Annotated in this window: 9 protein-coding genes; all 9 read right to left on the bottom strand. The window is 43.4% G+C overall.

The window, feature by feature from the left end; translation table 11 throughout:
• Positions 1 to 57: 57 nt before the first annotated feature.
• On the bottom strand, positions 58 to 1,719 hold the full coding sequence (locus QUB44_RS02755) for a diguanylate cyclase domain-containing protein (RefSeq protein WP_333362815.1): 1,662 nt from the start codon (positions 1,717 to 1,719) through the stop codon (positions 58 to 60).
• 128 nt (positions 1,720 to 1,847) lie between these two features.
• Positions 1,848 to 2,300, bottom strand: coding sequence for a response regulator (locus QUB44_RS02750; RefSeq protein WP_333362812.1), 453 nt, complete (start codon positions 2,298 to 2,300; stop codon positions 1,848 to 1,850).
• The gene (locus QUB44_RS02745; protein ID WP_333362809.1) at positions 2,297 to 2,515 is read right to left on the bottom strand and encodes a hypothetical protein; all 219 of its coding nucleotides are present in this window, start codon (positions 2,513 to 2,515) and stop codon (positions 2,297 to 2,299) included. Before QUB44_RS02745 ends, QUB44_RS02750 begins: the two co-directional genes overlap by 4 nt.
• Positions 2,516 to 2,932: 417 nt before the next feature.
• Positions 2,933 to 4,840, bottom strand: a complete 1,908-nt coding sequence (locus QUB44_RS02740; RefSeq protein WP_333362806.1) for a PAS domain S-box protein — start codon at positions 4,838 to 4,840, stop codon at positions 2,933 to 2,935.
• Positions 4,841 to 6,781, bottom strand: coding sequence for a response regulator (locus QUB44_RS02735; RefSeq protein WP_333362803.1), 1,941 nt, complete (start codon positions 6,779 to 6,781; stop codon positions 4,841 to 4,843).
• Positions 6,782 to 7,066: 285 nt separating this feature from the next.
• A complete protein-coding gene (locus QUB44_RS02730) occupies positions 7,067 to 10,225 on the bottom strand; it encodes a PAS domain S-box protein (RefSeq protein ID WP_333362800.1) in 3,159 nt (1,052 codons plus the stop codon).
• A complete protein-coding gene (locus QUB44_RS02725) occupies positions 10,222 to 10,620 on the bottom strand; it encodes a response regulator (protein ID WP_333348644.1) in 399 nt (132 codons plus the stop codon). Before QUB44_RS02725 ends, QUB44_RS02730 begins: the two co-directional genes overlap by 4 nt.
• A 57-nt stretch (positions 10,621 to 10,677) precedes the next feature.
• Positions 10,678 to 13,224, bottom strand: a complete 2,547-nt coding sequence (locus QUB44_RS02720; RefSeq protein WP_333362796.1) for a CBS domain-containing protein — start codon at positions 13,222 to 13,224, stop codon at positions 10,678 to 10,680.
• A gap of 108 nt (positions 13,225 to 13,332) precedes the next feature.
• The gene (locus QUB44_RS02715) at positions 13,333 to 13,479 is read right to left on the bottom strand and encodes a hypothetical protein (RefSeq protein WP_333362793.1); all 147 of its coding nucleotides are present in this window, start codon (positions 13,477 to 13,479) and stop codon (positions 13,333 to 13,335) included.
• Positions 13,480 to 14,395 lie beyond the last annotated feature (916 nt).

Below are 14,395 nucleotides of genomic sequence, written 5' to 3'. Positions count from 1 at the left end.
TGAGTTGTGAGTGAAAAATTAAACACGATCTTACTAATTACCAATTACCTTCAACTTTTACATAAAAATCGGAGAAGATTCCGAGTTACTGCTGGCGTGACAAATGCGATTTTTGCCTTCTGTTTTGGCTTGATAAAGGGCGCTGTCAGCGCTGCGAATTAGGGTGTTAGGAGATTCCTGGGCAGAAGGAATCGCTGTCGCAATGCCGCAACTGAGGGTAACGTAGGAGCCGATCGACGATCGCGCGTGGGGCAGTTTCAAGCTGGCGATGCCGTCGCAAATTCTCCGGGCGACAGCGTTTGCCCCTTCGGCGCTAGTGTTGGGAAGCACTAGGGCAAATTCTTCGCCACCGTAGCGCGCAGTCAAATCCCCAGCCCGGTTGGTGGCAATGGCGATCGCCCCCGCAACTTGGCGCAAACAATCGTCCCCGCCCAGGTGCCCATAAAAATCGTTGTAAAGTTTAAAAAAGTCGATGTCCAACATAATTAAAGACAGCGACAGTTGCTCTCTTGCCAATCTGCGCCACTCTAAGCTCAAAACGCGATCGAACTGGCGGCGATTGGCAATGCCAGTCAGTCCGTCAGTAGTTGCCAGTTGCTGCAATTTTTGATTGGCTATTGCTAGCTTGCGGTAAAGTTGAGATTGTTCGATCGCGATCGCCACTTGATTTGCCAAGTGCTGTAAAAAATCTATTTCCCACTGTTGCCATTCCCTGACACCGCAGCAATTGTATGCTGTCAACATTCCCCACAAACTATTGCGATTTTCTGCGATCGAATCCGGCAAATTTTTACCCTGCGCCTGCGGTTGGCCACTCGCCTGGTTCCAGATATAATTTTCCGCTGCATCTTGATTTTTCTCGACTTCCCAAACAGTGGCTTCTTGTGTTTCTTTTGCCGTTTCCCAGTCCCCTGATTGCCAAATTGGTACGCTGATAACTGCTGCAATTTCACAATCTGTCAACAATTCTTTGCAACTCCCAGCCAAGGGGGCAGTGCTGACATCTGCTATTGCTTGTACCGACTGGGATTCGACTAAAATAAAGCAGGACACCGCCAAAGCAGCACTAATATTTTGGTTTTCAATATAACCTTCTGGCAAACCGTCACCGGCGACGATCGCACCTTTTTGCTCTTCCCCGTCCACTTGAGACACCCAATCCTGACAGCGATAAATTAAAACGCGGTCTGTTTGGAGAAATTGGCGCACTTCTGCAACGGTACTTTGGAGAATGCTTGCCGGATCTATTGACGATCGAATATGTTCGATCATTTTGCCCAACAGCCGCTGTCGGAGAGCCTGCTGCCGCAATTGTTCTTCGATTTGCTGGCGTTCGATCGCATAATGGATTGCCCGCACCAGCAGAGTTCTGTGAAATCTTCCCTTTACCAAACAATCTTGAGCGCCCCAGCGCAATACCGACCGGGCAATATTTTCATCGCTGATATCTGTGATCACCACAATTGGCAATGTGGGCCATCGCCCTTTCAAAACTGCGATCGCCTCGCTTCCCCTCAAGCTGTCTGACACTGACAAATCTAATAGTACGGCGTCAAACTTTTCTACTTCCAGACACCCGACTCCTCTCTCCAGAGACGTAACAGTTTGGAGGAGAAATAGAGACTCGCTGAATGACCCTAGAAGGTCTTCGATCATTGTCGGAGCTCCGAGGTCATCCTCAACCAACAAAATTTTCAGACATTGGTGACGTGTTAACACAACTATAGCGTTCGGAGCGGGTCGAAGGCAACTTTTTTCTTTTGAGAGCGATACTTGCGATAGGCCAATATTTCGGCTTATTAAATTCACTATACACTCAAACTAGGCATTTAGCGCTCCATTAATGCTTACATATCCGGCGGGAGTGAAACGATTTCAAACCAATACTCACATAAAGTCTTCATTACTTCAAGCAAGCCTTCAAAAGTGACTGGTTTGGATATGAAAGAATTGGCTCCCAAGCGGTAGCAAAGCAAGATATCTCCTCTGCGGTGGGAAGTTGTGAGCATTACAACTGGAATTTGTTGCAAATGGGGGTCAGATCTGATCGAAGTTAGTGTTTCTCGTCCGTCCAGCCTCGGCATATTCAGATCCAAAAGTATCAAGTCTGGCTGATGCCAAGTGCTGCTACCAACATATTGACCACGACGGTACAAGTAGTCTAGCACTTGTTCTCCATTTTCTACAAATTCGCTCGTAATTTCTAATCGAACTTCTCTCAATGCTTCCTTCACCAAAAAACGCGTATCCTCGTCATCGTTGGCTATTAAAAGAGTAAATGTTTTCTTTTGATAATTCACGGCTTTGTCTCACTACAAAAGTCTTTTGTGAGGTTGCGGGACTTTGAGCCGTGTCTGAGTACCTGCAAAGCATCTCTTGCCATCATCCGGTAAATCTGGCTGAGAACACTGAAATTGTGTTGCAGCAATTTACCGTTTTTCTCCATTTGCAAAGGTTTGCGAATTACGCTTGTTTCACTTGGCAGTCTGTCCGAGAACCGGCAAACTGCAAACACATCACCAATTCTTGTCCACGAACTACTAAGGAAACTATTGCATCCCAAAGCAAGATGCTCTGGATACAGTTGAAAAAAATTAACAAGTCTTGCGCGCACCGCTGATTTATAAGTTGTATAAGGATAGAGCTAATAGATTTATATTGATAGATTTTTAGCCCGATGTCATCAGTGAATATGCTACACTTTATAAGCATTTTTGTAAAGAAAAGATAAAGCTATTTAAAGCTTAAGTAAAGGACGGGTGACAATCAAGCAATTTGGTGAAAAGCCCCCGGATTCATCCGTGGAACGAGAAAAAAGCTGCGAATCCTCATCACAAGCCCCCGGATTTATCAGTGGGGTCGCTTTCTTCAATTCTAAAATCTAAAATCTAAAATCTAAAATCGATTGACTGCTGGAGGCGGACTGCTGACTTCACTTTGGTATAGGAATAGAAAAATAAAAAGTCGAGCCTCGATTGGGTTCTGATTCTACCCACAGGCTGCCACCATGCCGATCGACAATTCTTTGACAAATCGCTAAACCGATACCAGTTCCCGAATACTGTTTTTGGGTGTGCAAGCGCTGAAAAATCTGAAAAATTCGCGGATGGTACCGTGAGGCAATCCCAATACCATTATCCTGCACTGAAAACACCCAGCTATCCCCCTGACGCGAAGCGTCCACTTGCACCACCGGCGCCTCACTGCTGCGGTACTTAATAGCGTTACCAATTAAATTTTGAAACAGTTGCAGCAGTTGAAAACTGTCACCTTTTACCCTTGGCAAATTTCCCCTAGTAACTGAAGCTTGATTCTCGCGGATAGCCAAATGAAAATTAGCACAAGCATCCTCAAAAACCCGATTGCAATCTATCATTTCAAAAGGTTTCTGACTGCGACCGACCCGCGAATACTCCAGCAAGTCATCAATCAGCCCCTGCATCCGCTCGCAAGAATGAACAATATTGCGGATAAATTTATTTCCTTGGGCATCAAGTTGGTTGGGAAAGCGTTTTTCTAATAGTTGAGCGTAGCCAGCAATTGTGCTCAAAGGCGCTTGCAAATCGTGAGAAGCCACATAAGCAAACTGTTCTAGTTCGGCATTAGAACGAGTTAATTCTTGAGCGTAGCGGGTTTGAGTGTCTAAACTCTCTTGCAGCAATTCTTGTACCAGCTTGCGTTCGGAAATATCCTCGATCGCACAAATCAAATACTGCAGCGTCCCCTTGACATCGCGCATTGCCGAAACAGTAACATTTGCCCAGCGCACTGCCTCATCTTTGCATAGCAAACGCTTTTCCACAGAAAAAGTTTGAATCTTCCCAGATAACAGCGAGCGCAAGTATTCTCTGTCCGCTTCTCTATCATCTGGGTGAGTAATTGCCTCCCAATTTTGCTGTAACAATTCAGATTGTGCATAGCGGACAATTTGACAAAAGCCGGGATTGACCCGCATAAATTTACCACAAAGCGCGGTTTTAGCGATGCCGACCGCAGCTTGCTCGAATATCGCGCGGAAGCGTTCTTCGCTGTCTCGTAGGGCAATTTCTGCTCGTTTGCGCTCGGTAATGTTACGAAATGTTACTGCCAGACCATCGTTTAATTTGACCGCCACAATGTGCAACCAAACAATTGTATCTTTCTCCTGTTCATAATAAAATTCTTGGTCTACAGTTTCTCCTGTTTCTACTACAGAAATATACAAATCAAATAACCTTTTATTGCTAACTTGGGAAACTTTGGCTAACAAATTCTTGCCAACTATCTCATTTAATAGCAGCCCATAAAATTTTTCAGCGGCCGGGTTGATCAAGAGCCACTGGAAATCTACAATATTTCCCTCATTGTTGCGGACAGCAGAATAAGCCACCACACAGTCTAATGAACTATTTAATATGCTAGCAAGCAGCGACTGTGACTCTTGTAGTTGATAATTTTGTTCTTTTAATTGCTGTTGCAGTTTTTGCAAGCGGACTTGCTTGTCGATGCGCGCTAAAACTTCTTCTACTTGAAATGGTTTAGTAATATAGTCGGCCCCTCCTACTCTAAAAGCTTGTAATTTATCGTTCATTTCATCTAATACACTTAAAAATATCACCGGAATTTGTTCAGTTTCTGGTGTCGCTTTCAGTCTCCGACAAACTTCATAACCGTTCATTTCCGGCATTCTAATGTCGAGCAAAATTAAATCCGGGCAATGGGCGATCGCAACATTCAACGCCAGTTGACCGCAAATAGCTCGGTAAACTTGATACCCCTGGGATGTTAGCAGTTTGGATAAGAACCGCAGATTGCTTGGTTGGTCATCAACCACCAATACTTTAATTTCGCTATTATCCATTTATTTTAAACTCGATTGAGTTAAATCCATTATCTTGTCTAGTCGGTAATCGGCAAGCAAATCTTTTAAAGCCTCAGCTAAAGTTGGATGACTTTCCCAGATGCGATCGACAAGTTGAATCGCCAGCTCTTCATTAACATCATTAGCTGCGTCATGGAGTTCCTTCACCCAGCTTTGAGGCATTTGAGCCAGCAGCCCTCCGAAAAATGAATCGGGTTTTTCGTTCACACAATAATGCCGTAAAGCCCCGACTGGGAGCCGGGGCAACTCTTGATAAAGATAGCGCACTCCCAAGTAGCAAGCCATCTTATCAAAAAGGATTTGTTCTTGAAAAGGTTTTCGCACAAAATCGTCGCAACCTGCGGCGATAATTTCGCCTTTTTTTTCCTCAAAAGTGCTAGCAGTCAGAGCAATAATTACCGTTCGCCACTGAGTGTGTTTCTCTTTCGCTCTAATTTGTTGGACAGCTTCAAAACCATCCATTACTGGCATTCGCGTATCCAGCCAAATTAAATGAGGCTGCCAACTGTCCCAAAGTTCAACAGCTTGGTAGCCATTTTCCGCTTCTCGGACTTCAAAACCAATTGGTTGCAACATTTTAACCAGCAGCAGCCGATTTTCTTGATTGTCGTCAACTGCTAAAATCCGATAAATTGGTTGATCTGCTTCTAGTGCGATCACCCGCTGCAATCTCGCCACTGTTATTTCAGACGAAATAGCCCCAAATACTCGGATATTAAATTTAAAACTGCTTCCCTCACCTAAAACACTTTTTACCCAAATATCCCCACCCATTATCTGCACGTATTTTTTAGTAATTGTCAAACCCAATCCCGTACCATCAGCAGCTTTTCTCCCCGCTTGTGTTTGCACGAAAGCATCAAATAAAGTATCAATTTCTGCTGTGGCTATGCCAATCCCCGTGTCTTCAACTTCAAACAAAATTAACAAGGGTTCGACCGAGGTAGAGTTAGGATGAATTTCCGATTCAACGGGCGGTGGCTGGTTGCTTTCCACGCTCACCCGCAGCCAAATACGGCCGCCGTCCTGAGTGAATTTCATGGCATTTGCTAGCAGGTTAATTAAGCAAACGCGCAGCTTTTTTTCGTCAGTTTTTATATATTGGGGAACATTTGCCTGCACGGAAAATCTCAGTTGCATTTTTTTTGTTTCAGCTTTGATTTGAAACATTTCTTCGAGAGTGTCGAGGAGTTGATAAAGGTCAAAGCTGCGTTGATCTAAGCCAATTATCCCTGCTTCTATTTTCGACAAGTCTAAAACATCGTTAATTAGTTCCAGCAAATGTTGACCGCTGCGGTTAATAATTCGGAGATTTTCGAGATTTTCGTGGCTGAGCAAAGAGTCGCGACTCATGACTTGGGTAAAACCCAGGATGGCGTTCAGGGGAGTCCGCAATTCGTGGCTCATGTTGGCAACGAATTGACTTTTTGCGATGGATGCAGCGGCCGCTGCTTCTTCGGCTTTTTTACGTTCTATTATTTCTTCTTGCAGTTCTTTATTGCGATCGAGCAATTGTTTTTTCAGTCTCTGGATAGTCAGTTGGTGTTCGATTCGCGCTAAAACTTCTGCTACATGAAACGGTTTGGTGACATAATCTACCCCTCCAACTTGAAATGCGGTTAGTTTGTCCAATACTTCATCTAAAGCGCTGATAAAAATAACGGGAATTTCGGAGGTCTTCGGATCTTCCTTGAGCTGTGTGCAGACTTCGTATCCGTCCATTTCCGGCATTTTGATGTCGAGCAAAATCAAATCGGGACAACCAGAGCGCGCCGCCCTGATTGCCATTTTGCCGTTAATTACGCCGCGGACTTTGTAGCCCCGATCGGACAGCGTTGCTGATAAAACTTGCAAATTTTCTGGAGTATCGTCAACAATTAATATGTTGCCTTTATTTTCTTCTATTTGATTGTTGGTCATCGCTCGCTATTTTTTGTTAATTTAAGAATTATTGAAATTAGGAAAACTGGTTAAATACTCATTATAGCACTCCCTCCTCAATCAACTCCTTTTATATTTACAGAACTTATCGTAGTTGAGAGTTGAGATTTGAGATTAAAGAATTGGGAATGACTGATGATTACCAGGGTGTGGAGCTTGGCTACAAGTAAATTACCCGATCGCCTGCGGGCGAGTTGACAAATAGGGGAACACCTAAATCATCAATAATCTTGAACTTGCCCCTATCCCTTCTTCTTTCATCCTTCAACAATTTCTAAACTCCTCAATCAAATCGATAATCCGATCGCACCGGAAGTTATTGGCCAAATCGGCGATCGCGCTGCGGAAACTAGCATTAATAGCAGGAATCGACAACAACAGCCGAAAAATCTCCTCGTTATCAACCGCATCCGCCGCAGAATACAATTCATCAATCCATTCAGCAGGCATAGCTTCCAAAAATGAAGTATTGAGCGTAAAAGCCAAATCAGCCGTTTCAGTTGCCGTGGAAACCTCGGCGGACACCGCAGCATCAGAACTTAGCGAAGCTTCTCGATCATAAACATAGCGGACTCCCAGATACTTAGCCATCTTTTCCAGAATCACTTGTTCCCGAAAAGGCTTCGCTACAAAATCATCGCAACCAGCAGACAAAATCAGCGATCGCTCCTCATCAAAAGCACTTGCAGTCAGAGCAATAATCACCGTTGCTTGACCTTTCAAATGCGCTTTAATCTGTTTAGTAGCTTCGTAACCGTCCATCACCGGCATCCGCATATCCATCCAAATCAAATGAGGTTCCCAACTCGACCACATTTCCACAGCTTGAAGGCCATTTTCAGCGTCCTGCACCGCAAAGCCAAGCGATGTCAGCATTCTGACCAACAGCAAGCGGCTTTCCAGGCGATCGTCAACAGCTAAAATCCGGTATTCTGGCTGTCCTGGTTCAATACCCACAACTCTGCGAGCTGTTTGAGCCACCTGAATTTCCACTGCATTAGGGAGCGAAACTTTAACATCAAATCTAAAAATGCTGCCGCGACCGAGGGTGCTTGTTACCGTCATCTTGCCACCCATTAACTGAACGAATTGTTTGCTGATTGGCAAGCCTAAACCGGTTCCTTCTTGAGCTTTTTTCCCGCTTTCTGTTTGCGCGAAAGGTTTAAACAAATTCTCCATTTCTTCCGCAGAAATTCCTGAACCAGTGTCTTGCACTTCAAATAGCAAAAAGCAACTGTCACTTGGCGTAATCTCTCCATGAGTTTTAGGTTTCAACAACTCATGTTTGATTCTCAAATTAACACCACCTTCTGCCGTAAACTTAATAGCATTTCCTACTACATTAATCAATACTTGTCGCAACTTGCTTTCGTCAGTTTCTATATATCGAGGTAGATCTGGTGGGCAATCAAAAATTAACTGCAACCCTTTTTTTTCGGCTTGCAGCTTCAGCATATTTTCAGTATTTTTTAGCATTTTGTGCAAGTCGAAGGTGCTATTATTAAGTGTCACCAGCCCGACTTCAATTTTTGACATTTGCAGAATATTGTTGATCAGAACGAGCAAATGTTCCCCGCTCTGGGTAATAATTCCTAAGTATTGCTGTTGGTCGGCACCGAGGTCTGGGTCGCGGGCTAGCAGTTGGCTGAAACCGAGAATTGCGTTGAGGGGAGTTCGCAATTCGTGGCTCATATTCGAGAGAAATTCGCTTTTTGCCCGGTTCGCTCTGTCGGCTTCTTCTTTGGCTTTTTGCAGGGCTATTTCAGCTTGTTTGCGTTCGGTAATATCGCTAGCAGTGCCTGTTGTGCCGATGATGTTTCCTTCAGCGTCCATGCGCGCGATCGCCTTGGTATTTACATCAATCTTTCGGCCGTCTTTTCCTAATACTATATTTTCGTACTGAAACACAGTTTTTCCCGTCAGCAAACGCTGCTGAAGTTCCCACTTCCAGTCTATTTCTCCTGGAGCCAAAAAATCGCTAAAAGAACAGCCGAGCATTTCTTCAGGCTCGTAACCGTATATTTGTTTAACTGCTTGGTTGACAAAAGTAATGTGTCCTTGAGCATTGCAAGACCAGATAATATCTTGGGAAGTTTCAACTAAATGACGGTATTTTTCTTCGCTCTCTGCAAGGGCTATTTCTGCTAGCTTGCGTGGAGTAATGTCCATCAAAGTTGTGAATAGTTTTGTCACTTGCCCTTGTTGATTGATAACTACTTCTCCTCTGGCTTCGATGTAGCGGATGAAGCCGGCTTCACTTATTTGTGACGGGCAATTATCCGCAGCAATTTTCCGTTCCGGCCGCAGAATTCGATATTCCAAAGTGTAAGATTGCCCGCTAGCAATAGCAGTGTCGATCGTTGTTTGCCACTTTTGTCGATCGTCCGGATGCACGTATTGCGAAAACTCAGTCAGTGTTGGCGCAGGCTGGGTTGAATCGAGTCCAAAAATCCGAGATAACTCTTCCGACCAAGTAGTTGTGTTCGCCGATAAATCGCATTCCCAATTACCGACACGGGCGATTCTTTGCGCTGCTGCTAAAGAAGCCGCTACAGCTCGGAGTTTTTCTTCGGCTAATTTGCGATCGCTAATATCTTGAATCACAGAAATTAGGCAGGTTTCGCCATGAATGTCAATGATTTCTGCTGACAGCAGCCCGGTTCTGAGTTCCCCTGTTTTAGTGCGAAAATCAAATTCGTAGTTGAGAATAATTTGTTTTTCATCTAACATTTTAAACAACTCGGCGTGGGCTTGTATATTTTCCCAAAGATTCAAATCAAGCGCCGTGCGATCGAGAATTTCTGCGGTCGAATAACCGATTGTCTGGCAAAAAGCCTCATTAATTTCTAAATAATGACCGTCATTAAGTCTGGTAATAGTAATCGGGTTGGGAGAAGAACGAAAAGCTTTAGCAAACTTTTCCTCAGACAAGCGCAGTTGTGCAGTCCGCTCCTCGACTAAAGTTTCCAATTCTTGATTCAGCTTTTGGAGTTGAGTATTTTGTTCCGCTAATTGCTTCTCCATAAAATAGCTGTTAATCGCTTCTTTTACCGTCAACTTCAAATCTTCTGACTGCCAAGGTTTCGATATGTATCGGTACAATTTAGCATATTTAATAGTATTCGCAACTGCTTCTATGTCTGCTTGCCCCGTCAGCATAATTTTGATAGTTTTTGGCAAAATTCTGTGAATCTGCTTCAGTAATTCGTCCCCTTTGATATTCGGCATCAGATAATCGGAAATCACTGCTACGATTTCGCAGCCCTCAGCCAGTAATTCCTCGATTAACTCTAAAGCATCTTCGCCGCCTTCAGCGGTTTCTAATAAGTGTTCTTCCCCCAGGGTTTTTTTTAACTCAATTTTCAAACTTTCAAGAATTATCGGTTCGTCATCCACGCAAATAATCACAGGTTTATTGTTCATATTTTTGTCAAACCCGATTTTATAGTTTCTACTAATTCTTTGCGCTCCCACGGCTTGTACAAACAACGGTGCAAGTTTGCTTGCTCTTTAACCCGTGCTATTGCTACTTCGTCGGCTTGCCCGGTCAGCATGACTTTCACAATTTTGGGATATTTTTGGTGAACCATAATCAAAAAATCATCTCCTTTAATACCTGGCATTAACCAGTCAGATACTATGACCAAAATATCACTTTCATCTTCTTTTTGAATTTCCTCGATAATTTCCAGAGCTTCATCTGCATTTTCTGCTACTTCATAGAGGTAAGCATCCCCAAATTCTTTTTTAAGTTGAATTTTTAAACTATTTAAGACTACAACTTCATCGTCAACGCACAAAATTACTGGTTTAGGCATAAAACTTTACTTCTATTAACTTTTAAAATTAGGAGCATTTTCCTCTTTTTTTAATTGCTATAAAGGGATTCCAATGGGCAAGGATATAGTAAATTTTGTTTGACCAGGCACGCTTTCTACTTGCAGTTCACCTTGGTGTTTTTCCAGAATTTTTTGAACTATATCTAATCCCAAACCACTGCCTTCCCCTGGAGGTTTAGTTGTGAAAAACGGCTCAAAAATTCTCGGCATAATCTCTGGGGGAATGCCTGGACCACTGTCGGTAATACTGACTAATATTGCATTCGCTTGGTGTTTGACATCAATTTTTAATACTCCTTTGTTGCCCATCGCTTGTAAAGCATTGTGAACCAAATTTGTCCAAACTTGATTGAGTTCATCAGGATAGCATAGCACAGAGGGCAAATTAGTACCATAGTTTCTGACTACTTCCACACCGTGTTTGATTTGGTAGTGGTAAAGCGTTAAAACAGTATCAATACCGTCGGTAATATTAGCGATTACTTTGGAACCCGACTGGTCGTAACGAGAGTAGCTTTTCAAAGCAAAAACGATTTTGGCTGCCCTATCCGTAGCCGTAACAATATTTTTAGTGCTTTTTTGTACCGTAGCAAATTGGTATGCAGTTTGTACAATGTTTCGACTTTGGCTGTCTTTCAAGAAAGGTAAAAAATGTTCTACATTATTGCCGATGCCGATATCTAATAAAGTACAGGCAAGACTAGCGGCGTCGTCAATATTTTCTGATTCTAATTGCCCCTGCAGAATTTTTTTTAGCTGACGTTTTTCTTTACTAGATAATGTATCTGTTTCTTGGCTCGACTTGTGTAGCAAAGCAAAGAAATCCTGCCGCCGTTCCGGGGATAGTTGTTGAAAAAATATCGGCAACTGCTGCAATTGTTCGGCCCAGAAATCGGCGATGTTCTGCACAGAAGAGCGAATCGCCCCTAAAGGAGAATTGATTTCATGAGCAACTCCGGCAATTAACTGTCCGAGGGCTGCCATTTTTTCTGATTGAATGAGTTCTTTTTGAGTCCGTTTCAATTCTTCTAAGGTATGAGATAATTCTGCATTTTTTTGGCACAGCGCTGACTCTGCTATTTTGCGGGCGTTGATGTTGCGGGCAACCCAAATGACTGCATTTTTTGAGAACAGAGAAATGCAGGCAGAAAACCAAATTTTGCGGTCATAAACTGTTAAGCTGTAGTCAAAATTGAGAGTTTGTTTTGTTTCTAACACTTGCTGAACTAACACCCACCAATCATCCGGGTTGTCGTCGTCAAAAAAATGTTCTATGGTCAAGCTGACTATATCACAATCAGGCTCAGAATCCGCTGCCACATTTGTTGGCAAAACTTCTATGTTCCGCTGACTGTCTAGCACGAGAACGATGTCGGTCATCGCTTCAAAAACGGCGCGCACTTTCTTTTCAGAAAAGTGCAATTTTTCTTCGAGCAATTTTCGACCGCTAATTTGTTGCTGCAATTCTTCGTTACTGGCTGCTAGTTGAACCGTGCGGTCTAGAACTCGCTGTTCGAGTTCGGTGTTGAGGCGGCGAACCTCAGCTTCAGCGGTGGTGCGGTCTTGTATTTCCTTTTTTAACTGACTGTTGGCATTAATTAATTCTAAAGTTCGCTGTTTGATTTGTTCTTCCAAATTATCATTTAAAACTCGCAGTTTTTCCTCGACTTCAGTTCTCCGTAACGATTCTTTTCGCAATTCTTCGTTCATTTTGTTTAACTCCTGAATTTTGTCGGCAACTGTTTCCTGCAAAAGCTCGACATTTGCGTGCATTTCTACCGGATCTAAGGCCTGCAGCAGGCTAATTTCAGTCACAATTCCGGCTAAATATCCTTCCTCGTCCACCACCACCAAGCGCCGGATGCCGTGCTGCTGCATTAACTGGTGAGCCTGCCACAAGGTGGCTTTTACCTGCAACAGTATCAGCGGAAAACTCATCGCGGCGGTGACGGGAGTACCTGCGAAATCGAGTCCAGAAGCTTGGAATTTAACAATGTCGCGTTCTGTAATTATTCCTACAGGTTTCTGATTTTTCTTGTCGCTTTCCGTGCAAATGACTATGCAGCTTTTCCGCTGGGTTCTCATCTGTTTTACGACTTCTAAAACTGAGGCGCTGCTTGAGGTAACTATTACTTGTGCAGTCATAGTTTCTTCGGCGCGCCACATTTTTAGCAAGTCGGCCGGCTTGAGGATTTGACGGATGCTTTCGCAGGTGATAGCGCCTAGCAACTTGCCATCTTCGTCTGTGAGGGGTAAATGACGCATTGTTTTTGATCGCAATATGCTCAATACCTTGAAGATATTCCCCGCTTTATCGAGGGAAATGGCGATCGGGTTTTCAGTCATCACCTCAGAAATTGCCACCCCTGCTAGCGGTATTTCGCTAGCAGTTATTTTCACAACATCGCGTTCTGTAAAAATTCCGAGCAATTGCTGCTCAAACGCGATTAAAATGCAACTGGCACTCGCCTTAGTCATGGCAGCAATTGCGACTTTCAAGGGTGTGTCTGGAGGCAGCACCGGCGGTTTGGGGTCGATCGCCTGTTCTAGCAAGCTTTGGGTATCAGAAACTGTTGTTGACATGGGCAAATCAAGGGGGATAGATGCAGGCAGTACCGGCACTTAATACCATTTTAGATTTCCGATTTTACAGTCGCAGCACACTAACCGCAATCCTGGTTTGACATCGGTCTAGAGTTGGATTTTTAGTCGCGCATTGGTAGGATTTTTAGTGCGATCGCGCTCAACGGCGATCGGAATTAACACCATACACGTCCTTTGACCGATAACTGATGTTACTTCTATTTTACCCGAATGTTTTTCCACACTTTTTTTCACAATCTCCCGTCCCACCCGCTGCCTTCGTGGGCTGGTTTTGTGGTAAAGAACGGATCACATATTCGTGGCCAAATTCCCGGGTCATTCAGTGGCCACTGACGAGCAGGCTCTGATTTTCTGCTCTCACCTCTACTTTTAAAACTCGGCAATTCTCTATCGCTTGTAAAGCATTGTGCATCAGATTTATGGAAACTTGTTTTAGTTCGTCTGCCTCAGACAACAATTTAGGCAGTGGAGCTGGATAATTTCTGACAACTTCTACTCTGTCTTTTAGTTTTTTCAATCAAAAGTTAATAGAGTTTTAATAGGTCAGTAATATTGGCAATTACTTTTCTAACATACAGTTATATCGAGAATATTTTTTAACTTAAAAATTAGTTTTGTGGCTCTCTCTAGCAAATTTTTTCTTGAAAATCTGTGAATAAATGACAGAAACTATCTGCCTGAATCAGCCATTTAAGCACCCTTTGATGAAATATATGATTGCAGTGCAAGTTTATGGATTCCTTATGTTGAGCAAGCAGGTTAATCAATTCAGAAATTTCGCGTTTTATTTCTGTAATTTATTGCCATAAAAAATAGGAATATTGCGATTTTTGACACCATAGCAGACAACTTCAAACTCAGCATTTTTGACAATAATTTAATAGCTTTCTCGGAATATTGGCAGAGTTTCCCTGGCATGAAACTTACTGTGACCGATACAAGCTGGTACTAAATATAATATCCTGCCTTAGAGGCTCTTGGGATTGAACATCGATAACTGTAGCTACGTGTTGCAGTAACTAGCAGCCCAGAAAATCACGATGCCCGCAATTGTAAATAATAACCCTGCCTTTGCGCGCAAGCATTCAAGGCAGGGTTATTATTGAGTATTCCGAATTCTCAAGGGTGAAGCGAGGACGCTGCTGCCGAC

Origin of the sequence: Microcoleus sp. AT3-D2 (genome assembly GCF_036705715.1) — a bacterium.
Classification (GTDB): Bacteria; Cyanobacteriota; Cyanobacteriia; order Cyanobacteriales; family Microcoleaceae; genus Microcoleus.
This window is presented reverse-complemented; position numbering and strand designations above follow the sequence as displayed.

Bases quoted from the DNA above. Each gene is read 5' to 3' on its own strand.
- QUB44_RS02720 (WP_333362796.1), bottom strand. From the start codon at position 13,224: ATGTCAACAACAGTTTCTGATACCCAAAGCTTGCTAGAACAGGCGATC.
- QUB44_RS02725 (WP_333348644.1), bottom strand. From the start codon at position 10,620: ATGCCTAAACCAGTAATTTTGTGCGTTGACGATGAAGTTGTAGTCTTA.
- QUB44_RS02730 (WP_333362800.1), bottom strand. From the start codon at position 10,225: ATGAACAATAAACCTGTGATTATTTGCGTGGATGACGAACCGATAATT.
- QUB44_RS02740 (WP_333362806.1), bottom strand. From the start codon at position 4,840: ATGGATAATAGCGAAATTAAAGTATTGGTGGTTGATGACCAACCAAGC.
- QUB44_RS02735 (WP_333362803.1), bottom strand. From the start codon at position 6,781: ATGACCAACAATCAAATAGAAGAAAATAAAGGCAACATATTAATTGTT.